This is a genomic window from Psychrobacter sp., from assembly GCF_030454045.1.
In the GTDB taxonomy this organism is placed as follows: Bacteria; Pseudomonadota; Gammaproteobacteria; order Pseudomonadales; family Moraxellaceae; genus Psychrobacter.
Genome location: NZ_JAKDJE010000024.1, coordinates 12,219 through 39,094 on the forward strand (window position 1 = coordinate 12,219; position 26,876 = coordinate 39,094).

Annotated in this window: 21 protein-coding genes and 1 pseudogene; 13 read left to right on the plus strand and 9 right to left on the minus strand. The window is 43.6% G+C overall.

Features of this window, described 5'->3' with window-relative positions; all coding sequences use genetic code 11:
- Positions 1-122: 122 nt before the first annotated feature.
- The 4 genes from L0G63_RS06365 to ccmE all read left to right on the plus strand — a co-directional run bounded on the left by L0G63_RS06365 (position 123) and on the right by ccmE (position 2,761).
- Positions 123-779: a heme exporter protein CcmB gene (locus tag L0G63_RS06365; protein ID WP_301449901.1), complete on the plus strand. Its 657-nt coding sequence runs from the start codon at positions 123-125 to the stop codon at positions 777-779.
- Positions 780-1,002: 223 nt separating this feature from the next.
- Positions 1,003-1,791, plus strand: a complete 789-nt coding sequence (gene ccmC / locus L0G63_RS06370; RefSeq protein ID WP_301449883.1) for a heme ABC transporter permease CcmC — start codon at positions 1,003-1,005, stop codon at positions 1,789-1,791.
- A 16-nt stretch (positions 1,792-1,807) separates the two neighbouring features.
- On the plus strand, positions 1,808-2,029 hold the full coding sequence (ccmD, locus tag L0G63_RS06375) for a heme exporter protein CcmD (protein ID WP_301449884.1): 222 nt from the start codon (positions 1,808-1,810) through the stop codon (positions 2,027-2,029).
- 231 nt (positions 2,030-2,260) lie between these two features.
- Positions 2,261-2,761 (plus strand): cytochrome c maturation protein CcmE, encoded by a 501-nt coding sequence (ccmE, locus tag L0G63_RS06380; RefSeq protein WP_301449885.1) that lies wholly within the window; start codon positions 2,261-2,263, stop codon positions 2,759-2,761.
- A gap of 82 nt (positions 2,762-2,843) precedes the next feature.
- On the opposite strand, the gene L0G63_RS06385 is transcribed toward ccmE, so the two are convergent.
- From L0G63_RS06385 to L0G63_RS06415, 7 genes are all read right to left on the minus strand, one after another.
- Positions 2,844-3,692: an aldo/keto reductase gene (locus L0G63_RS06385; RefSeq protein WP_301449886.1), complete on the minus strand. Its 849-nt coding sequence runs from the start codon at positions 3,690-3,692 to the stop codon at positions 2,844-2,846.
- A gap of 365 nt (positions 3,693-4,057) precedes the next feature.
- Entirely contained in the window at positions 4,058-5,038 is a 981-nt protein-coding gene (locus tag L0G63_RS06390) for a MetQ/NlpA family ABC transporter substrate-binding protein (protein WP_301449887.1), read from the minus strand.
- A gap of 169 nt (positions 5,039-5,207) precedes the next feature.
- Positions 5,208-5,894: a methionine ABC transporter permease gene (locus tag L0G63_RS06395; RefSeq protein ID WP_058025468.1), complete on the minus strand. Its 687-nt coding sequence runs from the start codon at positions 5,892-5,894 to the stop codon at positions 5,208-5,210.
- A gap of 19 nt (positions 5,895-5,913) precedes the next feature.
- The gene (locus L0G63_RS06400) at positions 5,914-6,684 is read right to left on the minus strand and encodes a methionine ABC transporter ATP-binding protein (RefSeq protein ID WP_301449888.1); all 771 of its coding nucleotides are present in this window, start codon (positions 6,682-6,684) and stop codon (positions 5,914-5,916) included.
- 254 nt (positions 6,685-6,938) lie between these two features.
- Complete coding sequence (locus tag L0G63_RS06405) at positions 6,939-9,083, minus strand: sensor histidine kinase (RefSeq protein ID WP_301449889.1); 2,145 nt, start codon at positions 9,081-9,083, stop codon at positions 6,939-6,941.
- Positions 9,084-9,167: 84 nt separating this feature from the next.
- Positions 9,168-9,890 carry a response regulator transcription factor gene (locus L0G63_RS06410; RefSeq protein ID WP_301449890.1) on the minus strand — a complete coding sequence of 241 codons (723 nt, stop codon included), beginning with the start codon at positions 9,888-9,890 and terminating at the stop codon, positions 9,168-9,170.
- A gap of 269 nt (positions 9,891-10,159) precedes the next feature.
- On the minus strand, positions 10,160-11,431 hold the full coding sequence (locus L0G63_RS06415) for an efflux RND transporter periplasmic adaptor subunit (RefSeq protein WP_301449891.1): 1,272 nt from the start codon (positions 11,429-11,431) through the stop codon (positions 10,160-10,162).
- A gap of 676 nt (positions 11,432-12,107) precedes the next feature.
- On the opposite strand from L0G63_RS06415, the gene pilG reads away from it, so the two are divergent.
- From pilG to L0G63_RS06460, 9 genes and pseudogenes are all read left to right on the plus strand, one after another.
- The gene (gene pilG / locus L0G63_RS06420) at positions 12,108-12,485 is read left to right on the plus strand and encodes a twitching motility response regulator PilG (RefSeq protein WP_114701589.1); all 378 of its coding nucleotides are present in this window, start codon (positions 12,108-12,110) and stop codon (positions 12,483-12,485) included.
- Between the two features lie 170 nt (positions 12,486-12,655).
- Positions 12,656-13,018 carry a PleD family two-component system response regulator gene (locus L0G63_RS06425; RefSeq protein WP_301449892.1) on the plus strand — a complete coding sequence of 121 codons (363 nt, stop codon included), beginning with the start codon at positions 12,656-12,658 and terminating at the stop codon, positions 13,016-13,018.
- Between the two features lie 3 nt (positions 13,019-13,021).
- Positions 13,022-13,552: a chemotaxis protein CheW gene (locus L0G63_RS06430; RefSeq protein ID WP_301449893.1), complete on the plus strand. Its 531-nt coding sequence runs from the start codon at positions 13,022-13,024 to the stop codon at positions 13,550-13,552.
- Positions 13,553-14,056: 504 nt separating this feature from the next.
- A pseudogene (locus L0G63_RS06435) lies at positions 14,057-15,142 on the plus strand (methyl-accepting chemotaxis protein); the annotation flags it as partial.
- A gap of 117 nt (positions 15,143-15,259) precedes the next feature.
- On the plus strand, positions 15,260-16,195 hold the full coding sequence (locus L0G63_RS06440) for a protein-glutamate O-methyltransferase CheR (protein ID WP_301449895.1): 936 nt from the start codon (positions 15,260-15,262) through the stop codon (positions 16,193-16,195).
- A 30-nt stretch (positions 16,196-16,225) separates the two neighbouring features.
- Positions 16,226-23,059, plus strand: a complete 6,834-nt coding sequence (locus tag L0G63_RS06445) for an Hpt domain-containing protein (RefSeq protein WP_301449896.1) — start codon at positions 16,226-16,228, stop codon at positions 23,057-23,059.
- Positions 23,049-24,050: a chemotaxis protein CheB gene (locus L0G63_RS06450; RefSeq protein WP_301449897.1), complete on the plus strand. Its 1,002-nt coding sequence runs from the start codon at positions 23,049-23,051 to the stop codon at positions 24,048-24,050. Before L0G63_RS06445 ends, L0G63_RS06450 begins: the two co-directional genes overlap by 11 nt.
- 17 nt (positions 24,051-24,067) lie before the next feature.
- Positions 24,068-24,565, plus strand: coding sequence for a hypothetical protein (locus L0G63_RS06455; RefSeq protein ID WP_301449898.1), 498 nt, complete (start codon positions 24,068-24,070; stop codon positions 24,563-24,565).
- 141 nt (positions 24,566-24,706) lie between these two features.
- Positions 24,707-25,228: a cytochrome b gene (locus L0G63_RS06460; RefSeq protein WP_301449899.1), complete on the plus strand. Its 522-nt coding sequence runs from the start codon at positions 24,707-24,709 to the stop codon at positions 25,226-25,228.
- 155 nt (positions 25,229-25,383) lie between these two features.
- Here L0G63_RS06460 and minE read toward each other — a convergent pair whose 3' ends face one another.
- Both minE and minD read right to left on the minus strand, forming a co-directional pair.
- A complete protein-coding gene (gene minE, locus L0G63_RS06465) occupies positions 25,384-25,674 on the minus strand; it encodes a cell division topological specificity factor MinE (protein WP_201597908.1) in 291 nt (96 codons plus the stop codon).
- 2 nt (positions 25,675-25,676) lie between these two features.
- Complete coding sequence (gene minD, locus L0G63_RS06470; protein WP_301449900.1) at positions 25,677-26,489, minus strand: septum site-determining protein MinD; 813 nt, start codon at positions 26,487-26,489, stop codon at positions 25,677-25,679.
- Positions 26,490-26,876 lie beyond the last annotated feature (387 nt).

Genomic DNA, 26,876 nt, shown 5'->3' on the forward strand with positions numbered 1-26,876 from the left:
AGTATAGGTAGCAGCATGGACAATGACAGAGCATTCCATACCCACCCAGACGAATAAGTGCCGTATCAGCCATGAGTGAAAAGACAAGTACTATTGCAGCCGCGCCGCGTAGCATCGGATTTATGCCGTTGTGGCGCCGTGAGTGGCAGGTCAAGCAGCAAGGGGCAGTGCAGTGGCTGTATCCATTGGTGCTGTTTTTGGTCATTATTACTTTGTTTCCGCTCGCCGTTGGCAGTGAGCCTGAGCTCTTACAGCGTTTGGGGGTATCTGCAGTGTGGATTGCCGCGCTGCTTTCCTTGGTGATGGGGGTTGACGGTCTATTTAAGCCTGCGCTCGACAACGGTACGTTAGCACAATTGGTGGTTGCCAAAGCGTCATTGCCGCTATGGGTGCTTATTAGGTTGGTCATTCATTGGATTTTTAGTAGTGGTATCGTGGCGATACTCAGTTTGCTGGCAGTCCCTTTATTTCAGCTGAGTTGGTTTGAGGCGGGAATACTGATGGCCTCTATTGTAACCGGCAGTCCGATGCTTTTGATGCTATCCGCAGTCGCCAGTAGTTTAACGCTGTCATTGAAGAATGGCGCGGTGCTAGTGCCTTTAATTGCTTTGCCGATGCAATTGCCAGTATTAATTTTTGCTACAGGCGCGGTAGACTTATTTGCGACTGGTTTAAATGGTTTACCCATCTTGGCGCTATTGCTGGCAGGAAGTATTATATCCGTCCTAGTGATGCCATGGGTCATTGCGCTGACCCTAAAAATGTCATGGCTCAATTAAGTACATTTGCGAAAGACTAAAAACTCAGTCTTCTAAATCCAGTTATCTGAGCGCCATGTATTATCATTGTGTTGAAAACGGGCAATTTTGCTATAATAGTCAATTGAATACGTAAATACGCTTTGTAGATTCTATCCAGTGTTTAACGTCAGCAGGTGAGTTGATCGTGTGCTTTATACGCCACATGCTCAAGACCAGTAAGCTGTGTAATAGGTTTATTCCCATGCCCAACCTGAATAACGTCTCATCTCCTAGCCTGTGGCAGCGCATTTGGCAGGGCTTTTTGACCACTGTAGGTACCAAGCAGTTTTTTCGAATCTTTAGCCCTTGGGTCAAGTGGCTCGCGATATTGGCCAGTATATGTTTGCTCATTGGAAGTATTTGGGGGCTTGCTTTTGCACCGCCTGATTATCTTCAGGGCAACAGCTACCGTATTATCTTTATCCATGTGCCCGCAGCCAGTCTTGCCATTTCTATCTATTTCTCCCTTGCCATATTGGGGGTGATTTACTTGGTGTGGAAGATTAAGACAGCCAGTTTGGTTGCGCAGGCATTGGCTCCGATGGGGTTTTTGCTCTGCGTGATCAGTTTACTCACAGGCTCCATTTGGGCAAAGCCAACATGGGGTACTTATTGGGTATGGGATGCACGCCTGACTTCAATGCTAATCTTAGCGTTCTTATATGCAGGGGTTATGGCGCTGTTTGCCGCGTTTGAGCACACAGCCAATCGTGGTAAGGCGGCTGCTATCTTATCGGTTGTGGGTGCGGTGAATTTACCGATTATCAAGTATTCAGTAGAGTGGTGGAACACCTTGCATCAAGGGGCAACCTTTAGCCTGACCGAAGCGCCAAAGATGTCAGCGGACATGTGGATGCCGCTGTTGCTCATGATTATTGGCAGCTACTTGCTGGTTGCGACAATGGCGATTTATCGTACGAACACGCTCATTTTGCATCGTGATCAAGGCAAGGCATGGGTCAAAGAATACATTCGTGCTCAACACAAATAACGGATAGGAACCTACTATGCAGCCCTATTTTTATAGCGTACCTGAGTTTATCGCCATGGGTAAGCACGGCGTTTTTGTGTGGTCATGCTGGGCGATCACCATCGGCATGATGTTGGCTTTTATCCTTTATAGTCGCAGACAGCGTCAAGCACTGATCAAGCAGCTGACGATTCAGCAAGCGCGTCAAGCACAGCGGACGCCTAAAGCTGCTCGGCCTATCACCAAGCAATCTGATTAAGGAATTATTTTAATATCAGGGTGTTAGCGTAAGAAACTATATCCTTTTGCTGACAAAAATATGACCTTGTCAGTCGGGGCAGGGCTTATTGATTTGTCCAAAAAATGCTACCATATAGCTATTATATCGGGAGGGCTGGTTGACTTATAGATCTCGCCATTTTCCCTTAAATATTGTCTATTTGATAATTTTATCGTTTATAAAGTAGCGACTCATCAATGAGGTAGTGGTATGAATGCAGTTCGTCGGAAAAAACTGACGTGGGTTATGTTTACGCTGGCAGGTGCAATAGTCGCCGTGATGTTAGTTATTTATGCTATTGGTCAGCAGACCGATTATTACTTTGATGCGACGGCCATCGCGAAAGGTGAAGCCCCTCAAGACAAGCGTATTCGTGCTGGGGGTATGGTGGTGGCTGGTAGTGTCCAGCGTGCTGCAGACAATCCACTAAACGTTGAGTTTGCGATTACTGACTTTCAGTCGACCGTGCCGGTCACTTATCAAGGTATTTTGCCAGACTTATTTGCCGAAAACTCAGGCGTGGTGGCTACAGGCAAGATGCAAGGCGATACCTTTGTCGCTGGTGAAGTATTGGCAAAGCATGACGAAAACTATATGCCACCAGAAGTCGCTAAATCAATGAAAGAAAACAATCGTAGCGGGGCAGTGCCTTCTTCTGAGCAATACAATCCTGCCCAAAGAATCCATGAAACGGAAACGTTACAACAGTAATTATCATAAGTATCAACCATATATAAAAAAGGCCACCGATTATCGGTGGCCTTTTTTTGAGCTGAGACTATTCAATCAATGATTAGTCATCCCATTCAGGGCTATAATCAGGATGCTCAATCTTGCGACCATCCGAGCTTGCTAAGCTGCCAATTCTCTCTAACTCTTCTGCACTTAGCTCGACGCCTACTGCATCTAAATTGCCTTGCAAGTGATCAGGGTTAGACGTTTTTGGGATGGCAACGCGGTGTTTGTCTGATAATATCCATGCCAATGAGATTTGTGCTGGCGTGACGTTGTGCTTATCTGCAATCTCTTTGATGATATCGTTATCAAATACATCGCCACGTGCCAGTGGTGAGTAGGCTTCAAGCAAAATATGATGATTGTTCAAAAATGCCTGCAAGGTATCTTGCTTGATAAACGGATGGAATTCTACTTGGTTCACAACGATTGGTACATCCGCATATTTTTTGGCTTCGATGATGTGATCAATATTAAAATTAGACACACCGATATGGCGGGTCAATCCTTGCTTTTGCAGCTCACACAAGGCAGGAATGGTTTCTGATAATGGTACACGATCATCTGGCCAATGCAGTAATAACAAATCAACGTACTCTACATCCAAATCTTCTAGAGACTTTTTAGCTGCAGCTTTGAGCTTTTCTGGCTCAAATTTCATGTCATCTGGAAAAATTTTGGTCGTCAAAAAGAATTTATCGCGTGCCACGCCGGATTGCTTGATACCTTCGCCCACTTCTTTTTCGTTGCCATAAGCTTGGGCAGTATCGATATGCTCGTAGCCCATTTCTAGGGCTTTTTTAACCACTTCTACGCAGTCTTGACCAGTTGATTGCCAAGTACCCAGTCCTAAAACGGGAATATTTGCTGGTCCTGCGGTACGAATATTATAATTTTTAGCGCTCATGCTGTTGTCCTTATTTTATTTATAATGTCTTATATGTCTTGAATGAAACATCGTTTCAAGCAGAGGTTTTAATATAATGAATAGTAGTAAAACTTAGCCAATATAGGCAGTTATTTAGTTAATCTAATAACTAAGTCTGTTTACTATAAGAAAAAATAGAGTAAAGTGGAAGAGCGTGTGACGCATCCCTACAAAGGACAAACAGGCTGTAACGTGAACTCGATAACCTGTTAGGATGATAGGAAGCTTAAAAAGAGGTAAGGTCAGCAAAACGAAGACGATAAAAAACGCCCACCACGGTTAAGTGATGAGCGCCTATAATCATTGAGGTACCTGTATAGCTGGGCACTGATGATTTTAGTGTCTTATTGAGCCGCGTCTTCTGTTTCTACCGTTTCAGTACTGTCAGTTTTAGCTACGGTATCAGTGCTTGCACTAGTGTCAGAACCCCAGATTTTTGGGTACTTGTAGCCAGGGAACGTTTCGTGAGCATACTTTTTGAAAGCCTCTGAGTTATAGGCGTTGGTGACATCTTCAACCCATTTCTTACCAGTATCAGCAGATTTGATCGCTGACCAGTTCACATAAGCAAAGCTTGCCTCTTGGAATAAAGCTTCAGTCAGCTTGATACCAGAGTCAGTTGCATAGTTACCGTTGATCACGGCAAAATCCACCTCGTCACGGGCACGTGGTAATTGGGCAGCTTCTAGCTCAACGATGTCGATATCGTATTTGCTGTTGTCAGCGATATCCGCTTTTGACGCTGTCAGTGGGTCGATGTCGTCTTTTAGTTTAATCCAGCCAAGATCGTCCATCATGACCAACGCACGAGCAAAGTTACTTGGATCATTCGGCGCAGAAACACTCATGCCTTTGAAGGCTTCATCTAGGCTAGACTTTTTGCCTGAGTAAATGCCAAGCGGGGCAGTTGGCACTTGGAATACTTCAACGAGATCAAGGTTGTTCTCTTTCTTGAAGGTATCAAGATATGGCTTGTGCTGGAAGATGTTGATGTCCAAGTCGCCTTCTGCCAAGGCAAGGTTGGGACGAACATAATCAGTAAATGCAACTAACTCAACCTCATAACCCTGAGCTTCAAGTGTGCCTTTTACTTGGTTACGAACCATATCAGCAAAATCACCTTCAGTCGTACCGATAACAATTTTGGTGTGTTCAGGATCAATGTCACTAGTGCTCGCAGTTGTTTCTGCAGTGGTACCTTCAGTGACAGGCTCTTGGTTTGCTTCTGGCGCTGATGAGTTGCTGCAACCAACTAAGACCAAACCTGATACGCCAACCGCGGCAAATGCAGTGGCTAACTGACGGCTGATATCTGTTAATTTCATAATACGTCCTTAATAATGAATAAAATTGAATGAAACATTTATCGTCTGAACATTAAAAAAGCAACATTATAGATAGTAATGCTGCTTTTGTTTAAGCGCTGAGATAAGGGTTGAGTGTTGCCAAAAATAAACTGAGTCGTTTGCAATGTCAAGCACTCTCTAATGTGGTTTAGCGTTTGTCTAAGCGATTGGCGAGCCAATTGCCAGACGCTTGAATCGATATCACCATCACTGACAACACCAGCACGATAAAAATCATCACCTCGGTCTGATAGCGATAATAGCCATAACGAATGGCCAGATCACCTAAACCACCACCGCCGATCATACCAGCCGCCGCTGAGTAAGAAAGCAAGCTGATGCACAAAATGGTGACTGATAGTACCAATCCTGAGCGCGCTTCATTGAGCAGTACTTTGATGATGGTAAAAGGTCTGGCGCCCATCGATTCGGTCGCTTCAATAATACCGCGCGGTACTTCACGTAAATTTTGCTCAACCAAACGGGCAAAATAGAAGGATCCTGCAATCGCAAGGACGAGAGAGGCTGCGATAGGACCGATGCCAGTACCGACGATAGCTTTGGTAAACGGACTCATCGCAATCATCAAAATCACAAAAGGGAAGGCGCGCATAAAGTTGGTAATGGCGCCAAGTACGCCATACAGTGTCTTGTTTTGCAAAAATTGTCGGTCACTAGACAAAAACAAGAATACGCCAAAGAGCCCACCGATAAGGATGGCGACCGTGGTTGAAATACCAAGCATCACGAACGTATCAACAAACGCGCTCATAATCTCTTTGCGTAGGGCAAGCAGCTTGTCTATAGAGGCGGATAATTCAGTACCAGTTAACATATTTATTTCTCCTGCCTCATTAGTCCTCAACGACTAAACCTTTGCCAATCGGGGTAGTTGCTTGAATCAGACCATCGCGCACATCTGCCACTTCTAATAGCTGGCCTTGATGGAGTAATGCCGCGCGATCACAAAGTCTGCGAATGACGCTCATCTCATGGGTAACGATAACGATCGTCACGCCAAGTTGCTCATTGATATCACGCAAACAAGTCAGCAAGCTGCGAGTCGTTGCAGGGTCGAGTGCACTGGTTGGCTCATCAGCCAGCAGTACTTTTGGACTTGGGGCAATCGCGCGGGCGATACCGACACGTTGCTTTTGACCGCCTGATAGCTGGGCAGGATAATGACCGGCTCGATCTGTCAAATCGACAATCTCAAGACATTCCATAACGCGTTTATGAATATCGCGGCTAGGGTAGCCTGAGATTTTTAGATTGAACGCCACATTGTCAAAAACGGTTTGATTAGACATGAGATTGAACTGCTGAAAAATCATACCAATATTGTGGCGAGCAATACGCAGTTCACTGGCAGATAGCGTGGTCAAGTCAGTACCGTCTATCACCACTTGGCCTGAATCTGGACGCTCAAGCATGTTAATCAAGCGCAGCAAGGTAGATTTACCTGCGCCTGAATAGCCCATTAGACCAAAAATCTCGCCTTGTTTGATAGTCAGAGAGGTTGGCTCAACAGCGGTAAACCAATGCGGTTTACCGTCTTTGTCTTTGATAGATCGGTCGCTTAAGAACCTTTTGGTCACATCGTTTAAGACAATCATGTCATTCATGGAGGGCTCAAAATTCAATAAATTTTTTGATAGTTATTGTTCATCGTGATACTGCTCTTACTGTATAAGCAGCCAACGAAAATAAAAACAGGCAATAACTGTATAATAAGGGGCGGTAATATAGCATATTATCAGGCACTTTGGATATGCACATCCGTGACTGGCTTATGATGAATAGCTATTAAGGAAGGAATGTTTGAGGGGTATCAGTGGGATTAATATCAACAAAGCAACGTATTTTCAAATATAGCTGACTACTCATGCTGATTGTAATGAAGGTCATGCTTGATAGGAATGGCAACTAAGAATCTTGTATGGCCGTTGAGGGTATCAGTAGTGATCCGTCCTTGATGAGCGGTGACAATCTGAGAAACTAAAGAAAGCCCCAACCCTGACCCTTTATTTTTTTGCTGTAACCGTACGAAGGGACTAAACACTTCTTCGCGTTTCTCTTCAGGAATACCTGTGCCTTCATCAATGACTGCTAGTACTGCATATTTTGGTAGTGGACGCACCGGCTCAGCTTTTGCCTTTTTGAGATGCTTGGCAAATAAGCCTTCTTTGCGCGGTGTGGCTGCGGCATCACCAGTCGCTTTCGTGCTAGTCTTGGTATTGTCTTTGCCGTTTTTGGTATTAGTGATATCGGTGGTTGTTTTGTCAGTGGTTTGATGTTCGCGATCATTTGTACTAGGGTTGGTCACGTCCTCTGTAGGTTGAGTCGCATTAGCGCTTACGGACTTATCACGAGACTCGTTCGCCTTTACTGTTTCTTGAGCATCAGTATCAGGGACCACCTTCCACACCATCTTTCTGATTCTATCAGCAAGCTCATTGGTATAGTTTTGATAATTGGCAAAGACAGATAAGTCATTCGTCGTTTCTGATAGGCTGTCAGCATCAACCGCGGTGTTAGTACTAACTACATCAGTAGCCATCTTATTAGCGTCAGATGCTATGACGTTTGAGTCAGGTTCCATGACATCCGCATTTTTGCCTTCGCTGATCGCGATACTCTCGCCGTTCTTATAGATCGGTGGTGCAGGGAGGGTGGCGACTGGGTTTACTGATTCTGCTTTGTCTTTATCATTCAGATCCGTGCTGTCAAGTGTAGAGGAAGCAGGCGACTGCTCATCTGTAGTAGTGTTTGGATGCTCCTCATAAGAATCAAAATCACAGCTGTTGTAATCGGTGAAGCTGTTAGAGAGTACGGTTTGTAAGAGGTAATCAGGTACATCACCAGCCTCTTCTATGGTTTGAACACCATAGAGCAAGACTGTCACGGGCGGCTTGCCATGAAGCATGGCATTGGTCAAAAGGTTGCGAATGAGATGAGTCAACATTGATGATTGACCATCAATCATGATGTGCTCACCAATCAACGTGGCTTCAGGATAGTGCTGACGTTCTTGATTGACCAAATCGTATAAATCCAAGTTTTCGATTTGCTGTAGGGCATGACCTGCATCCAGACGACTAACCAACAAAATGCTTTCGACCAAATCATTGAGGCCTGATAAGTCCCGAGTGATGGCATGAGCGCGTTTATCAAACTTGGACTTGGTATCTGCTGGCAGCCCGCTTGCCAACATATCCATCATCTCAATCTGCAAGCGAATACGAGTAATCGGCGTGCGTAGTTCATGAGAGGCGTGCGCCAGTAGTAGATTATTGGCATCGACAAGATGTTCAATTTTTTGTGCTGCTTGGTTGAACCCTTTGGCCAGCGAGGCAATTTCATCATTACCACGAGCGTTCACTCGTACCGTAAAATCTCCATCGCCCAACTGCGCCATTTGCTGGCTTAATTGATCAATACGCCACGTCATTGTACGGGCAATCAGCCACAACACTCCTGCCATAATAATGAGCAGCAGCAACGTACCTGTAAACAGATTAAGGGCGGCAGAGAGAACCGGTTTTTTGGGTGGTAGGCGTGACTCATACAGCAAGGTATAGCCTGTGCTGCTATACACTTGAGCTTGCTTGGTCGGAGACGTATCGGCAAGAGAGGGGAATACACGTGAAAACAATGAAGGCGTAGGTGGTAGCTCTAGTGGCAAGTCGCTATTGTCAGTTTGCATCAACAACCGACCTTCGCTGTCGTACAACCCCATTTTCGCCTGCAAAGACTCATCAAAAATATCAAAGCTTTTTTTGACAACAGCTAGCATAAATCGAGACTGTAGACGATTGTCCTTACTGATAGAGATGTTTAGCTCATGCAAAAAGGGATCGATCTGCCCCAAAATCTGCGTAGCCAGTACCTCTGATCGAATACCTGCGTCTTTATCATGTACCAGCTGAGTTAAAAGCACCATCGCCACAGCAAATAAAATAAGTGCCAGCATAACGCTGGCAAATAGTTTGGCAAATACGGAACGAAAACCCAATTGCTGCATGAAACAATCTCTATGATAAAACACAGTTATCGGCTGACATCGATGAGATCAGTGACGGTCTGTCAACTCATCTATTTTGGATGATTAAACCTGATCAGTGGCAAATTGATACCCAACACCGCGTACCGTAATGATGCGTTTTGGTTGACGCGGATTGTCTTCAATCAACGCACGCAGACGTGAGATATGGACATCGATGGCGCGATCAATATTGTCTGAGCTGTCATCGTTTGGCATGGCTTGCCACAGCTGTTCCCGGTTCAGCACCTTACCAGAGTGGGTGGCAAAATAATGCAATAATTGGAACTGATGCGTGGTTAGACGTACAGGCTCGTCATCGATCGTGACTTCATGGCTATCAGGGAATACACTTAGGCGACCAAACGTCAGACTGTCTGATTGGCTATCTGCTTGATTGGGCTGCTCGTGACGGCGAATAACCGCGCGAATACGGGCAAGAAGCTCACGCGGCTCGAATGGTTTGGCGATATAGTCATCAGCACCCATCTCTAAGCCTAATACGCGATCTGTCGTGTCCCCTTTTGCCGTTAGCATGATGATCGGTACTTTATTGGTCATATTATTTTTATTACCGCGAATTCTTTGACAAACTTGCATGCCATCCATATCAGGCAGCATAAGGTCAAGCACGACCAAGTCAATATCACGGTCTTTGGTATCTAATAAATCAAGACCTTCTTGACCTAAGCCTGCATGATGGACGTCATAGTAATTCATGGTCAAATAATCGCTGATTAGCTCTGCTAAGTCTGGATCATCTTCAATCAATAAAATCTGCTTGCTCATGGGGTATCCTCTAATTGTTGTTATAAATTGTCAAAAGTTCAATGTGCGCCAGTCGCAAAATCATAACGAGTGGTGTTTTTATTGCATGATATTACATCATTAAAAATTAAACGTTAGATCTTTCGGTATGATTCTCTATTGCAAAAATAAAAACGATAAATACTCGGCTGGCGCTATATATAATAGGACTATATTGCCTAATGTTGCTGTTACAAAACAAGATAGGCTTTGTTAATGTTTCTACGTAATGTAACTGTCCGCGCAAAATTCTACGACACGATGACCTTTTTTCCTTGAGAGTCAATAGGTAAGTCTGCCAAGCAAATCAAGCTATCGTTACTGACACCTGCAATCAGATACTGCTGTGTGGTCGGGTCATACTCCACAACTTCAATAGGCTGACGTGTCAAACGCTGGTCTTGCCCAATAATCCAGACATTGGCGGTCAACGGTTTAAGCGGCATGTATGGTGGTTTTTTCAACTCTGTTAAATTCACATCATGCAACGCGCGTTTCGGTACGATAGTACCTACGTCTATTTGGCCATAATTGACCCGTCCTGTAACCATCATTTCTGGTTTTAGTTTGTTACGGCTGGCTTCGTTTTCGATCACATTCACATAGACCAACAGCTTTTTCGGTGGGCTGGTGGGAACAAGTTTACTGACCTGTCCCGTAAACTTATCCGTTAGACTCTCAGTAGTAAAGTTAACTGTCTGACCAACCGAAAGCTGGGGTTTTGCTTGGATAGGTAACGTCGCCATAAAGTGCAATTTGGTCTCATCACTTAGCTTTAAAAGGGGCGTGCGCGCGGCCGCTTTTTCCCCAGCTTTGGCGTATAGATTCTCTACACGTCCTGAAAAGCTGGCGGTTATTGTCACAAGATTATATTGTGCGGTGGTTTTTTGCGCTTTTGCTTTTGTGTCACTCGCATCAGCACTATCATCGCTATCTGTCACATCGCCTGCTGCTAACGATTCTGTGTTATCAATCTTATCGCCATCAATGTTGTTGCCATTCGTATCAGTACGATTATTAGCAGGTGATGTCGTAGCTTCTGTAGAGCCAGAATCCTCTTTAGTTTCTGGCACATTTTCTGGTGTCATATTAGTGACAGAGTTTGTCACTAAACTCTCGTTAGCAGAAGACTCCTGTGTAGGACTTTCTACTTTTGCGGTAGCATTATTGTCTGCGACCAGACGTTTGACAATCAATAAAGGCATACCTTTTTCTACCCATTGTCCTTCGCTCACAAACACTTTTTCAATATGGGTTGGATGTACGGTAACGAGTTTGGTTTGCTTGATAGGCTCAATGCTGCCTTGTAGGCCCAGACTTGGCTGATAACGTGAAGATTTTATGCTGAGTATATGCTCTGGTGTCATAGTGACGCTATCACTAGTAATGACAACGGGGGAGTCTGCCGTTGTTTTAACCTCAGTTATGCCAGATCCGTTCTCAGGTGGTGATGGCTGACAGGCAGCAAGCAACAAAGCGCTGAGCAGGTAGAGGCTTTTTCTTGAGTATATAGAGGCTGTCATGGCAATCACCGTTGTAGTCATTGTTTTATTATATAGTGAATTGACCTAGGGTGGAACGATTGCACCATACACATCAACCTCAAGTAGGTCAGGGGTTTATATCAAATAGGCAGATAAGAATGATAATTTGTTAAGTAAGAACAGCGATTTATGGTACTCGCTAGTCTTAACATTCATGTTTTAATGACTGGAAAACCATGAGTAACTGTGCTAAAACAAACATAACGAAAGACAGTGATACATTTTTATCACAAAAGAAAATTATTCAGCAATGTGTTTATCGATTCTATATAATGCAGGAATATCATAACGTTGCTCACGTCATGGGCTAATAGGCTCTATTAAAAACAGTGATCAATGGCAGAAGTGTTGAGTGTGCTCAGGCATAGTACAGTTTTATTTAAGGCTTATAAGCGTTAAAAAATAGACTAAAATGCGAAGAATGGCACTCGATTTCATGAGCGTATTGCTAATAAAGTGCGTATAGTAGCTCATGTTAACGCTGTGTTTAATTGACAGACACTGATAAAAAGGTATTCGCTGTTATAAAATTTTAATGAAATCTCAGTTTTTGTATTGGTTCAATATTGACTGATATCATGGTTTGAGAGGCGCGTTAGAGCTTTATAAGGACAGAGAGCCTTACGAATAAATAGTCGTTCATAGGACAATGATAATGGAAAATAATTTTGATGGTTTAAAAGTAATGGTGATTGATGACTCAAAGACCATTCGCCGTACCGCAGAAACCTTGCTACAAAAAGCGGGTTGTGAAGTAGTGACCGCTATAGATGGCTTTGATGCTTTAGCAAAAATTGTTGATAACAACCCAGACATTATTTTTGTCGACATCATGATGCCGCGCCTAGATGGTTACCAGACTTGCGCACTCATAAAAAACAACCCTGACTATGCGAATAAGCCAGTGATTATGTTGTCATCTAAAGATGGTCTGTTTGACAAAGCACGCGGCCGTATTGTCGGATCTGATGAGTATTTGACCAAGCCATTCAGTAAAGATGAGCTTTTTGATGCGATTAACCAGTACCGTTGATCACCCTTACGGACTTATATATTTTGCTTGCTAAATTTATAGGTGATAGTCGCGTATTTTAGTGATTGTCATGAATATAGCTCATTGACAAGTCTTTTAGGCATTATTTTCAATCGTTTTATATCAACAATATATCCACTTGGATATCTGAGAAAATAAAGGAAATTTCTATGACTACAATTTTAGTCATTGACGACTCGCCATCAGAAATGGCGAAATTTCGCGACATGCTTTCTAAAAATAACTTTCAAGTACTAGAAGCATCAAATGGTGAGCAAGGTTGTCAGATGGCAGCTGATCACCTACCAGACGTTATTTTGATGGATGTGGTCATGCCTGAAATGAATGGTTTTCAAGCCACGCGAAAAATCACTCGTGGCAAAACCACCTCTCATATACCTGTCATTATGATCAGTACCAAAAATCAAGAAACTGATAGAGTGTGGGGTAAGCGCCAAGGTGCCAGAGAGTATATGAATAAACCAGTCGATGAAAACGGATTGGTCAATATGATTCGTAAAGTGATGGAGTAACTTGTGGCCTCTAGAGGATTTATCGAGCTTCTGCGTCTAGCAGATTTGGCACGTGCGCGCAAAAGTGGTCGCCGCGGTGGACAAGAGTTTGATTGGCAGGGTGTGGTATTTGAGATTGGTGGGCAGCGCTTAGTTGCCCCGATGGGTCAGGTATCAGAGATACTATCTATGCCAGAATATACTAGCTTACCTCTAGTCAAGCCTTGGATGCTAGGTATTGCCAATATTCGTGGGCGACTATTACCGCTAACGGATTTGTCTTACTTTTTGCAGGTTCCAAGTCGCTTACCACAATTGAACCAGCGCAAAGTCATGGTGATTGACCATGACAATATTTTTTCAGGATTATTGGTTGATCAGGTGCTGGGTATTGAGCAGTTTACTCAGGAGCAATATCGTCCAGAAGCTATTGATCCTGACTCACCATTTGCACCTTATAATCATGGTAAGTTTTTGAAAAATGAACAGGAATGGTATGTTTTTATGCCAAGCCTGCTCGCACAAGATCTACAATATTCAGATGCTGCGATATAGTCACTGACAGTAAAAGACTTATCTATTCAGTAACGACAGATTAATAGCGGCTGACACGGTACTGTTGGATGTCAGCACTTATACAGGCTTTGCTAATCATTGTTTTGATAACAATACGATTGTCAAAGTCAGTCACGTTAAGACTTTGACGATTGTTTGAAAGGAATACGCAAGATGAGTGATGTTAAGAGAAAACCTGTAGCTGGTACAAGCAACACAACCCCAGAAGGCAAAGAGGCCAATAATACGTGGAAGCTATTATTGGGATTTTTTATTCTGCTGAGTATGGTCTGTGTCGTTTGGTTGGCTAAAGCAGTATTATCGGTGAGTCAAGACTTTACTAACTTTAATCAAACAATTGTTTTACCAGCACTTGTCTTTGCTATTGGTGCTTTTGGTATTATGTTTGCCTCGTATCAGTTGCTCAAGCAGCGCGGTGGCTCAGAGCGTTTGCTCATTGAGAAAGAAACCTTACGTCGTCGTCAAGAAGCAGAAGCAGAGTCTGAGCGAGCTCGTCAAATACAAGAAGAAAACGAACGTAACCAGATCGCTATTCTACGGCTACTTGATGAATTGGGTGATTTGGCAGAAGGTGATCTGACAGTTAATGCAACCGTATCAGAGGACTTTACAGGGGCGATTGCCGACTCAGTCAACTTCGCGATTGACCAGTTACGTCAGCTGGTTTTGGTGATTAACAGCACCGCCGACCGAGTTGCAAAGTCTTCAGATCAAACACAGATGAACGCGGTTGAGCTTGCTGAAGCTTCTGAGCACCAAGCGCAGGAGATTGCTGGTGTATCAGCTGCTATTAATGAGATGACCGTCTCAATTGACCAAGTTTCAAATAACGCGGCGGAGTCGGCGACGGTTGCACAGCGATCAGTTGCCATCGCCTATAATGGGGCTGAAGTTGTACAACGTTCGATTGAAGGTATGAACGTAATTCGTGACCAGATCCAAGAGACATCAAAGCGTATCAAACGCCTTGGTGAGTCTTCGCAAGAGATTGGTGATATCGTTGGTTTGATTAACGATATTGCAGACCAGACCAACGTCTTGGCATTGAACGCCGCTATTCAGGCATCGATGGCAGGGGAGGCAGGGCGAGGCTTTGCGGTCGTTGCTGATGAGGTTCAGCGTCTAGCTGAGCGTTCAGCAAATGCAACCAAGCAGATTGAGACCCTAGTAAAAACCATTCAGGCGGATACCAACGAAGCGGTTATGTCGATGGAGTCAACGACATCTGAGGTGGTACGCGGTGCACGACTTGCAAAAGATGCGGGTGAAGCACTAGAAGAGGTACAGAGTGTCTCTAACACATTGGCGGACTTAATTCAGAACATCTCAAATGCTGCATTACAGCAGGCTGAATCTGCTGGTCACATCTCTCATACCATGGATATTATTCAAGATATTACTTCACAAACCTCATCCGGTACGCTTGCCACAGCACGTTCTATTGGTGAGTTGAGTGAAATGGCTGCAGCCCTACAAGAGTCGGTTACAGGTTTTAAAGTATCCAATGATGATGAACTGCTAGATGATGATATGGTTAATTCTGAAGAAAATTTATCAGAAATTGTTTAATTTTTAGCTTTGATGGTAGGTCAGTATTAATACCTCTTGTCGCTCTTTTTGTTTAAAGTATTAATCAACACGCTGTGCAAGTGCTGATACTGTACAGCAGCAATCATAGCAGGTGACGTGAAAAACCATATGCAACCAGAGATGGCTCTATTTAAAACATTCGAACCTGTATGGGGTGATGAGATGCTACAGGACGATAGTGCTAATTTGCGGCAGTGGCAACGATATATAGAGCAAGAGATTGGCTTTGTCTTACCTGATGTGCAGTTACAATGGTTGACCAATGCTATTGACCACACAGCAACATTAAACGGTCTCAATATTCACCAACTATGGTGTCAATTACCAAAGAATAGTGAGATTCGTCAACAGTTATTAGACAAAGTGCTCATTCATGAGAGTCGCTTTTTTCGTCATAAGCCGTCTATCGATTTTGTCACACGATATGCAATAGACAAGTGTGCAGATGACAGGAGTAAGCCCTTTCGCATTTGGAGCGTTGGATGTGCGAGTGGTCAAGAGGCATGGTCGCTGGCGATGAGTCTGGCAGCGGAACAGTTGTCGTACTACGCCATACTGGGAACAGACGTGAGTGAGCAAGCCATCACAAATGCAAAGCTTGCTCAGTATGACAACAGACAGAAATTTCTGATTCCTGAGCAGTGCCAGCAGTTTGTATTTCCTGTCGCCACCAAAAACGCAAATTATAGGCTAAAGGGAACGGACACCACTGATAAAACAGAAGCGTATATCAATACTCATGTTGATTGGCAAGTAGCATCAGATTTAAGACCCCATGTTAATTTTGCTTTGCACAATGTTATTGAGCAAAAACCACCCACTTCGCATCTTCAAAATGTGATTATCTGTCAAAATATGCTGCTGTATTTTCGTAAGTTTGATCAGCGTGATATTTTGGCACGGCTATCAGAGCAATGTGCGTTAGAGGGTTATATTATATTGGCTCCAGGTGAGGCGTTGTTTTGGCGTCCTTCGAATATGCGCCGTATTGCGCACCCACAGGTTAATGTGTGGCAAAAAATCAGTGCCTAAATTAGTGCCTAGACGAGTTAGGATGAACCTATGAAAAAGCAGCCCAATGACATAGTGACGCTTGAATGGTTGTCGCCACTGCTCAATCAGCAGTTATCACAGATATCTGCTGGCTGGCAATCAGATGCTGACATCGCTAGTTATGAGCAGATGACATCGCACTATCATCAAATCAGCGGCGCGCTGACCATGATCAGCCTTCCTCTACTATCAGATCTTGCTCACAAGCTAAGCTTACTATCAAGTTTAGGAGGTCGAGATGATTTTACAACTAGAGTCTGTCAAATAGGTCAGTTTTCGCACCAGTTATTGCAGCGTGAGCTTAATCAATATGCGCGTATAGGCAACTACAATACGACGCTAGTCAACAACGTGACCAATGAGCTCACTCAGGTATTGTCGCAACGAGGCATAGAAACGGACGTATTTACAGGTGCTGCTCAGTATGAACATCTAAATAATGATAGTCATGATGATATCATCACTAGTATTGAAGTAGCCGTTCCTATCAGTCAAGTGACGACCAGTCTAGAAGAGCACCACTATCAGCAGCTCTTACTGGTATGGCGACAGCAAGTAGAAAAATTACTTGTCGCCAATGCCAATCATATATCTTTATTACAAGTCTTAGAAAAAGTGAGTCAATACTTATGGCAAACGACTCAAAACAATGATGTACAGCGCCTTTGGTATTTGACTCAGTTATGGCTAAATGATCTTGCTCACAACGAGACTCCATTACCTGAGCATTACGCGACCCTGTTAGGTCAGCTGGATCACGCCATAGAGTCTTGCACTCAATCAGCTCAATTATCCTCACGCCTTATCAAAAGTCTGACTGCCAGTGTTTATATTCAGCTTAGTTATTTGGTCAATAATGGCGAGCGCACGCAGGCGATCTTAAATGACGTATCAAGGGTCGAGCCTACGACCTCACGTTTTTTAACGCGATTACTCAGTGAGCTTGAAGCTCTTATCTTTACGATAGATAATCCAGATAAGCTATCAACTTCTCTACATCACATAAAGCGCCAGCTTGAGAATCGAGGCTGGGCACAGTATGTGTTGCAAGTTGAGTCGATTCTGATCGATATAGAACAAGCACGCTCGTTAGAGACCGGGTTTGGACAAGCACAATGGGACATTGAGCGCAAGCTGCAAGAGCTATACAGCGATATCCATGATATTGAGCAGACCATATCACTTAAGATTGGAGATACTGCCTCCTTTGCTACTATATCTGAAGATGTTGGCAGTGCTAATAGCACTATGGAGTCTGTTTCCACTGATGGCGACCTACGTGAATTGCGTATTGCAGTCGAAGACGTTAAGCAAAGCTTTAATGAGTATATACAATGTCAAAACATTCAGTCGCTACCCTCTACCGCTGACTTTGACAGAATCAGCCACGCTTTTGATGATATGGAAATGCCAGTCATCCGGCAAACCATAGACAATATTGGTCATATATTTACGCAATTACATGTACATGAGATTGCTGTGCTTAGCTGGGATTTGGCGCAGGCATTGGCAGAGAGTCTGACCTCTATCGAATTACTACTTGATTATCTGGCTCAGCAAGTCTTTGATCAAAAACTTTTGACACAGGCAGATGAGTATGCCAAAAAAGCCTCGCAGCTGCTTGATGCGTATATAGAGTCGCCAGAAATGGCTGAGTCATGGCTGATACAAAAACCAGCCATAGCAAACGTGCTTCGCTATGATGATAGTGGTGAGATACCACCTGTGTCCAATTCAGACAATGAAATTGTGACAATGGCCGAGGGAACTGCTGCCTTAGATGCTAAGAGTGAGGCAATGCTGCGTGCTCGTGAGCAAATCAAGCCTGATAACTTTGAAGCTGATGAGGAAATTCGTGACATCTTTATTGAAGAAGTGAACGACGTCATTACTGATTTAGAAGATTTTCTTCCTATTTGGCAGCAGGATTCACAAAATCTAACACCCTTGACCGAAGTCCGTAGAGGTTTTCATACGTTAAAAGGCTCAGGGCGTATGGTTGGCGCCTTTAGTATCAGTGAGATGGCATGGTCTATTGAAAACTTACTCAACCGTCTACTAGATAAAACAGTACCTGTAATAGACGATATGGTAAATCTGGTGACAGAGACCATAGAGCACCTACCAGCACTGTTGACAGATTTTGAAGCTCAGCGCCCACCAAGCTTCGATCCTGCGATTATTATTTTACAGAGTAGTAATCTTGTCGCGCAGCAGCCTATTAACGCAGGCTTAATGGTAGCTGAAACTGAAAAAACTGATACATCGGCTGAAGTCGCACTGGATGATAATGATGCTAACTCAATGAGTGAGCTAGAGTTAGGCAACCTACTGTCTGTAGATAACCTTGAGCAAACAGAGAGTGACAGTACGCCTGTACCCGCATCGTTATCAAATGTGGAGATTCCAGCGGTACTCATTCCATTTATGCAAGAAGCTGAGCAACTGCCAGCAGATGTAGATGATGCCGATCCTGATATCAAAGAGATATTTATAGAAGAAGCGGATGAAGTATTGGCCGAAATTGTACCTTTGTACGAAGGATGGCAATTGGCATCAACTGATCTAGACGCCCTAAAAGACATCCGACGCGGATTTCATACCTTGAAAGGGTCTGGCCGCATGGTAGGTGCCAACTACAGCGCCGAACTGGCATGGGCGATAGAAAACATGCTTAATCGCGTACTGGATCATAGTATTACTGTCTCAGCCGATATGCGTCAGCTGATCTCAGATGTACTGGTGGCCTATCCTGAGATATTAGCAACCTTTGAAAACAATCACCAAGATTATCCAACGGCCATCCCGCTTTGGATTGCCTGTGCCAATGCCTATAGCAAGCAACATGGCGACGCCTTTAGTTACTCTCAGTTATACAAGCAAGCCACAAGTCATTCTGAAGATGCCGCAGCTCAAGAGCTAGCATTGTCATCTAAAATAGACGAGACCGATTCTGTCTATGATGATAGTGCCGAAGTGATCAGCACAACGTTACAGACCTTTCATTCTGTCAATGAAAAAATGGCAGAGGCAGAGCTTGTTTTGACGCCTCAAAGTGAAGAGGAAAAAGCATTTTGTAAGATATTCATTGATGAAGCAGAAGAGCTACTTCATCATATTGATCAATTTGTCAGCGACAATCAAGATGAGCGCTCCATTGAAATAACGGATGAGATAGTACGTGCATTCCATACGTTGCGAGGGGCATCTGGTTCAAGTGCTTTAGCTGCTATTAGTGAGGTTAGTGCAACGATAGAGCATAGTTTGGAGCTACTACAGCAGCAAGACACGGCCATGAATGCTCAGCATTTAGAGGCTTTGGCGCAATCTGCCAAATTGATGAATGGCTACTTGAATAATTATAAACAAAACCTCAAGCAGCGCAGTTCTGCGGTAGAAGACTCGCAAAGTCAGCAAGACATAGCGTCATTACAAGCGATGTTGGCTGAGCAATACACCACTAAAGATGCTGATACGACCGCCAATACTGATAGAAAGCCAACGATTGAAGAGCTCCTAGATAATAATATCGATACATTATTAGATGCAGAATGGGAGTTAGACGACGCACTTAATCATACTGAGACAGAAGATGCTCAAGACTACATCGCGCAGCAAATCTCACAAATTGAGTGTTTAGCAAACAAAGCACAAGCCTTTCCAAAATTCATCATAATCTTGAATGAGCTCGGTAATGCCTATCGTTATCTGAATGACAATATTGAGAAAGCACGAGATAGAGACATTCAAGCCATTTTGCTGTCTGGCCATGCTCAGCTAATAGGTTTGTTTGATGCGCTAGCTGGCAGTACATCGTTGAAAATAGACGAGCAGGTCATCAATGAGTTGCAAAGTATTTATCAAGATGACAATGAAAAGCGCTTTGCAGTTCGAGCAATCTCAGCACCCGATATACAATTTGAGACGATTGATACAGACATCGAGCTTTTGGAGATCTTCTTAGAAGAGGCTCAAGAGCTTGATAATGCACTAGATGAAAGTTTCAATAAATGGCGCGCTGATATTACGAATATCAACGCATTAAAAGTATTACAACGTCATCTGCACACTATCAAAGGTGGCGCACGGATGGCAGGTATTCGTAGTATCGGCGATCTAACACATGAAGCAGAAAGTGTTTACGAGTCTTTTGTAGAAGAAAGACGTGTACCGACTACACAATGGCTTGAGATTATGCAAATAGTGCAAGACACAATGTCATTGCAAGTCATGCATATCGTGAGTGATAAAAAGTCGTTCTTTACGCCAGAGCTGATTGAGCAACTCAGAACGTTTGAAAAAGAAAAAACCTTGCCAGAAACGGTAGAGCTCATCGTACCAGCACCGAAAAATCATTTTGAGCCAGACACTCAAAACGTAGTGGTTGAAGACGCAAGTAGTAATAACGAGGTATCAGAGGTACTCAGCCTTGACACCATGATTAAGCAGTCATGGGCCAATGGATTGCCTGATCCAGACATATTGTCCGTGTTTTTAGAAGAAGCAGAAGAGCTTACCAATCGTAATAAATATCTACATGTATTCTTAAATGATACAAACAATATGACAGCGTTACAGGCGCTACAGCGAGATTTGCACACCATCAAAGGCGGTGCGCGAATGGTAACAGCCTCTGGTATCGCTGATTTGGCGCATGAAATGGAATCAGTTTATACCGATTTTGTCAGTAACCGTCGTCCAGCCACTCAAAAAGTATTAGAGTTACTGGTTGCCAGTCATGACTGGCTTGCAGACGCCGTGTTTATCCTGCAGCAGCATGTGAATCCGCCCACACCTGCCTTGTTGATCGAGGCATTAGAGCAGTTTGGGAAAAACCCTGACAGTCTCAAGCAAATCCCCAAAGAGTCTTTACAGTCCCAGCGTGAAGCCATCTTGATTGCCAAGGAAAACCAAGATTCTCAGTATCTTGCAAAAGATATCAGTGAGATGCCCTCTATGTTCAAAGACACCAATGAGGAGGAGAGCACGAATAACAACGAAATGATTCGTATCTCAGGTGGCCTGATTGAGCATATGATTAACTTGTCTGGTGAGTCAGCGATTAACCGTGCCCGTATTGATATGGGTATTAGCAGCCTGACCAACAGTATTGAAGAGATGGGTACAACAGTACAGCGACTGGCAGATCAGTTACGCCGTATGGAGATTGAGCTTGAGGCGCAGATTTTATCACAGATAGATGATGATCTAATTGATAATGAAGATTTTGATCCTCTCGAGATGGATCAGTATTCTTCACTGAATCAGCTATCAAAGTCTCTGACAGAATCTGCCTCGGATTTGGTGGACATTAACCATACTTTATTAGAAAAGACTCGGGATAGCGAAAGCTTGCTGCTACAGTTGTCGCGAACACAGACAGAGCTACAAGATGGGCTGATGAACTCACGTATGGTGCCATTTACCCGTCTGACGCCGCGTCTAGAGCGTATCGTTCGTCAGACTGCCAATGAGCTAAATAAATCGGTTGAGCTGACCATCATCAACGCTGATGATGAGATGGACAGAACCATCCTAGAGCGGATTACCTCGCCACTTGAGCATATGCTGCGAAATGCTGTCGATCATGGTATCGAAACCACCTCAGCACGTCTAAAAGCAGGTAAAGAGCGCAGTGGTAATATTACGCTTGAGGTCCATCGTGAAGGTAGTGAGATTGTTATTCAACTGTCAGATGATGGCCGTGGTATCGATGTAGAAGCGGTACGTAATAAAGCGATTTCTCAAGGTCTTATTGATGCAGACGATGACAGTCTCTCTGATCTTGATATTATGCAATATATTTTCCATGCTGGGTTGAGTACCAGTAAGCAAGTGACACAGATCTCTGGGCGCGGCGTTGGCATGGACGTTGTTATTAGTGAAATTCGTCAGTTAGGCGGTGCAGTCTCTGTTGTCTCCGAGCTTGGCAAAGGGTCTAATTTTACGATGCGCTTGCCATTGACTGTTGCTGTTTCTGATGCGCTGGTTGTGCGCGCCGCAGATCGTTACTATGCAATACCATTGGTACAGATTGAGCGCGTGGTACGGGTTAACCCAGAAAAACTCTATGATTACTATCAGTCAGATGATGCCACATTGAACTTTGAAGACACGGAATATCGCGTACGCTATCTCAACGAGATCTTATCTGGTAATAAACTGAACGAGTTGGTGGTTAATACCAATACCAGTCTGCCAGTGATCATTATCAAAAACCGCACAGGGCAAAATATTGCACTGCAGGTTGATCAAATTGCAGGATCACGCATCGAAGTGGTTGTTAAGCCTCTAGGACAGCAACTATCAAACATACCAGGTATCTCAGCAGCTACTATCATGGGTGATGGCTCGGTAATGCTCATCCTGGACTTAATTGCATTAATGCGTAACGCACAGCTGGTCAAAAACCTCTCAAAATCTTCGAGTACCAAGCGAGGACGTATCGCCACCAAATCAACGATACTGGTAGTCGACGACTCAGTGACTGTACGTAAGGTAACGTCTCGCTTCTTGGAGCGCCAAGGATTTAATGTGGCGGTTGCAAAAGATGGCATCGATGCAATCGAGATACTACAAGACACAACACCAGATATGATCTTGTTAGACATCGAGATGCCGCGTATGGATGGTTTTGAGGTGGCAACTCAGGTCAGATACAATAGTCGATTACAGTATATTCCAATCATTATGATCACCTCACGTACTGGTGAAAAGCATCGTGAACGTGCTCTAGAGATTGGGGTGAACGACTATATGGGTAAACCATTCCAAGAAAAAGAGCTTCTTGAAAAAATTCAAAGACTACTGGGTAAAGAGGTCAGCCTAACTAATGACGGATAATGCACGTGTTTTAGCACTGCGGCAAAAAAGCAATCATGATATCAAAGTGCTGGTGATGGCAGAGGATCATCGCCAGCGCTTGGCTTTTTCAGATACCGTACGTAGTTGCGGCTTTACTCTTGTAGGTTGTGTGTCAAGAGCACAGTGGCAAGCAAAAAGTGAGCTGTCTAATGCAGCCATTGATATTTGGCTGATAGATAGTGATTACGACGACAGTGTAGCAACCGCAACAATCGCGTCAAAATCAGCGGCTGTCTTGGTGGGCTTTAGCCAAGCACCGTATCTCAATGAGGCACAGCAATATGGTAAATGGCAGCGCAAGTTAAAACGTAAACTTGCAAAGCTTTTAGCACTACCAACCCTGATCGATACTCCCGAATACAAGGGCGATGACACTGAAAGAAGTTGGCAGTATGTCGTGTTTCTGGGCGCGTCTATGGGAGGCCCTAGTGCGGTAAAAGAATTTTTAGACAATGTGCCAGCGACACTACCCATATGTATCTTACTCGCTCACCATTTCAATCAGGCAATGATTGGCACATTGCCGCGCATACTCAATCGACATAATGATTGGCGCTGTGAAGTCATTGCCTCATCGCAGCGTTTACGAGCGGGACATTGCCTCATAGCTCCTATTGATAAGCAAATAGTTTGTGATTCAGCTGGTAGGGTCATCTTGTTAGATCAAGCATGGAGCGGTGAATATAAACCCGCTATTGGTCAGATTCTAAAAAACACCAGTGATGTCTATGGCAGTGAGCTGATCAATATTATATTTTCAGGTATGGGCAATGATGGTTCTCAGTATTTGGATTTGATTGAGGACAACAACAGCCAGTTGTGGGCACAAGATCCTGGTTTGAGTGCTTGTCCGAGCCAGCCTCAGGCCGTCATCGATTCAGGATATTGTGATTTTGTTGGTAGTCCGGCAGATTTGGCAAAGAAACTGACAGATTATATTAGTGAAAGGGCAGTAAGCCATTCACGTTAACTGATTGTGAGCGACGTATGAAACAGATTTTGAAACACTCGTTTGAAGCGGTAAGTTTATTGACAACCAACAATGGTATGCTCGATGTCACTATCATTCCTGCATTGAACCAACCAGACTGGATCATCCCGAGTAGCTTGATTTTGAGTGTAGACGATTATCACGAATATACTTCTACATACCAGTGGCAGCAGCAAGACATCACTGTGTTTCACCTATTACCGCAAGAGCATACACCAGACAAGATCATCGTATTAGAAGGCAATACAACAGAGTATCGATTCGCCTTACAAACAGCAGGGGAGCTGCGCCAATTACAGGCTCGTATCTCTGACGTTAAAGATACAGAGCTTCCTGATGAGTTTGTACAGACAGAGGTGACCAATGAAACCGAGCAAGCGTGCGAAGGTACTGTGCGCTCTTATCTGTATCAAGCCGTTATGATGGATGAGCGCGTTTACTTAGTACCGGACTTGGACAAAATCGCGCATCATTTGGTGAATGTAGATAACTAGATTCTCATCTAGGTTTGGGTTATGATTCATCTGGCAAATAGTGACCCAGCAATGATGCTGACTGTTTATTATTGAATGAGTTGCTATCCTATATATAATATCGACTACAGATAACTTCTAATAAAAATAATAGAGCCGCCCATGAATAATCCTACTATATCAAAATGGTCACTAAGCAGTCGTATATTTCATTGGATCAGCGCATTGTTATTGCTGATTACTTGGGTGATGATATTGCTGCATGAAAATCTTGATAGCAATCTATATATCGGATTTCACAAAGCGTTTGGGATAAGCTTGTTGTTTTGGATGATTGCACGAGTGATCAATCGTCTATTTACCAAAGCGCCGCCACCATTAGCGATGCCAAAATGGCAGTTACTGGCCTCTAAATTGTCACACTTTGCGCTTTATGCCATCTTAATCGCTATGCCGCTTGCAGGACTATTGATGTCTGTGTACGGTGGTCGACCTGTTGATATTTTCGGCCTGTTCCAAATACCTGTGTTTGTCACCCCTGATAGGAGTTTGGCGCGTTTTTATAATGATTTACATACCGATATTATTTGGCCGATGATTATTGGTTTTACGGTTCTCCATATTGGTGCGGCTCTTTACCATCAGTTTATTAAAAAAGACCATTTGATGTCGCGTATGAAATAAGCCATGACTGATACCATTTTTCTGTGTATAACTCTGTATTAATGGATATAGTGCTATTAGAACCATAGAAATGAGAACATAAAAAAGCCCTAAGCATTAACTTAGGGCTTTTTTTATCCAAAATAGCATTTGTTATCTATAATCCTGCTACGCCATTACTTTTTATGTTCAGGTAAATTAATATTCATCTCTAGTACGTCTAAGCTGTCTTCTGAACGATGATTGATATTGACATCATCAATCTGGACACCATTCACATATTTGTTGACCACTTCTAAAATTTCACGTTTCATTTTTTCGATACGATCAACTGTTAGGCGATTATTTAGACGATTTTCGCTAGCAACGATAACCTTGAGGCGTTCAGTAGCCAAATTTGCACTGCCTGCACTACTACTGTCGTCAGTACCAAATAGGCTACTCCAAAATCCTTTTTTCTTAGTCATCATTAACCCCCAAACCAGCGCTGTAGTAAACTCTTTTTCTTCACATCAATGTGACGTAATGGACGCTCTTCGCCTAAGAAACGGGCGACGATATCATCATAACACTGACCAGCGACAGAGTCGTTGTAATGGATGACTGGCTCACCATGGTTAGATGCTTCGAGCACTGAATGGCTCTCAGGCACAACGCCAAGTAATGGTACTTTCAAAATATCGTTCGAGATGGTGTCGATGTCCATCATCTCATTGGCAGCGGCACGCTCTGCATTATAGCGAGTAATCACTAGATGCTCGCGTACTGAGCCTTGGTTTTCTTCAACCTTTTTCGTTTGGCTTTGCAAAATACCAATGATGCGATCTGAATCACGTACTGATGAGATCTCAGGGTTGGTGACGATAATGGCTTCATCTGCATGATACATCGCTAACTGTGCTCCACGCTCGATACCAGCAGGGGAGTCACAGATAATATAATCAAACTGTTTAGAGAGTTCAGTCATGACCTCTGATACACCTTCATCTGTCAATGCGTCTTTATCACGCGTTTGACTGGCAGGAAGGATGTACAGATTTTCAAGCTGTTTGTCTTTGACAAGTGCTTGTGATAAGCGTGCGCTACCTGTGATGACATCAACAAAATCATAAACAATTCGGTTTTCACAACCCATGATCAAGTCTAGATTACGTAGACCTACATCAAAATCGATTACAACTGTCTTATAGCCACGCAATGCTAAACCGGCGGCAAAAGAGGCACTTGTCGTGGTTTTTCCCACACCGCCTTTACCTGAAGTGATTACAACTATCTTCGCCACAATGGCACACTCCTATGAATCAATGGGATATCTTTTATATAAATCGCATAACTGCATGGTATTTATTTACTATCTGCGAAGATAGCCTAGCATAAATATATAGATATTTATAGCAAGTCTATATTAAAGCAGAAAAACAACCAATACCTGAGCTATAAAGTGTTTTTATGTAGAGATTACAACGTCTAACTGCGCCAACTTTCAGCAACTTGGCAGCTTTCCAAATATATGACAAATAGTACTAGAGCAGATACGTGGTAACAGCCTAATGGCAGTATTCAGTCGCAGTCTCAGGTATCTTGTACGGCAGTCTATTCAAGCACGCCTACCTTATATATAGTCAGCTCAAAATAAAATTGTTATGGTTAGGGCAAACATCATAAAACA

Excerpts from the sequence above, each read along its gene's own strand:
- ccmE (WP_301449885.1), top strand. The coding sequence starts at position 2,261 with ATGAATGCAGTTCGTCGGAAAAAACTGACGTGGGTTATGTTTACGCTG.
- L0G63_RS06400 (WP_301449888.1), bottom strand. The coding sequence starts at position 6,684 with ATGAATGACATGATTGTCTTAAACGATGTGACCAAAAGGTTCTTAAGC.
- L0G63_RS06390 (WP_301449887.1), bottom strand. The coding sequence starts at position 5,038 with ATGAAATTAACAGATATCAGCCGTCAGTTAGCCACTGCATTTGCCGCG.
- L0G63_RS06405 (WP_301449889.1), bottom strand. The coding sequence starts at position 9,083 with ATGCAGCAATTGGGTTTTCGTTCCGTATTTGCCAAACTATTTGCCAGC.
- L0G63_RS06455 (WP_301449898.1), top strand. The coding sequence starts at position 24,068 with ATGAAACAGATTTTGAAACACTCGTTTGAAGCGGTAAGTTTATTGACA.
- L0G63_RS06395 (WP_058025468.1), bottom strand. The coding sequence starts at position 5,894 with ATGTTAACTGGTACTGAATTATCCGCCTCTATAGACAAGCTGCTTGCC.
- L0G63_RS06450 (WP_301449897.1), top strand. The coding sequence starts at position 23,049 with ATGACGGATAATGCACGTGTTTTAGCACTGCGGCAAAAAAGCAATCAT.
- ccmD (WP_301449884.1), top strand. The coding sequence starts at position 1,808 with ATGCAGCCCTATTTTTATAGCGTACCTGAGTTTATCGCCATGGGTAAG.
- L0G63_RS06365 (WP_301449901.1), top strand. The coding sequence starts at position 123 with ATGCCGTTGTGGCGCCGTGAGTGGCAGGTCAAGCAGCAAGGGGCAGTG.
- L0G63_RS06415 (WP_301449891.1), bottom strand. The coding sequence starts at position 11,431 with ATGACAGCCTCTATATACTCAAGAAAAAGCCTCTACCTGCTCAGCGCT.
- L0G63_RS06425 (WP_301449892.1), top strand. The coding sequence starts at position 12,656 with ATGACTACAATTTTAGTCATTGACGACTCGCCATCAGAAATGGCGAAA.
- L0G63_RS06385 (WP_301449886.1), bottom strand. The coding sequence starts at position 3,692 with ATGAGCGCTAAAAATTATAATATTCGTACCGCAGGACCAGCAAATATT.
- L0G63_RS06460 (WP_301449899.1), top strand. The coding sequence starts at position 24,707 with ATGAATAATCCTACTATATCAAAATGGTCACTAAGCAGTCGTATATTT.
- pilG (WP_114701589.1), top strand. The coding sequence starts at position 12,108 with ATGGAAAATAATTTTGATGGTTTAAAAGTAATGGTGATTGATGACTCA.
- ccmC (WP_301449883.1), top strand. The coding sequence starts at position 1,003 with ATGCCCAACCTGAATAACGTCTCATCTCCTAGCCTGTGGCAGCGCATT.
- L0G63_RS06410 (WP_301449890.1), bottom strand. The coding sequence starts at position 9,890 with ATGAGCAAGCAGATTTTATTGATTGAAGATGATCCAGACTTAGCAGAG.
- minE (WP_201597908.1), bottom strand. The coding sequence starts at position 25,674 with ATGACTAAGAAAAAAGGATTTTGGAGTAGCCTATTTGGTACTGACGAC.
- L0G63_RS06445 (WP_301449896.1), top strand. The coding sequence starts at position 16,226 with ATGAAAAAGCAGCCCAATGACATAGTGACGCTTGAATGGTTGTCGCCA.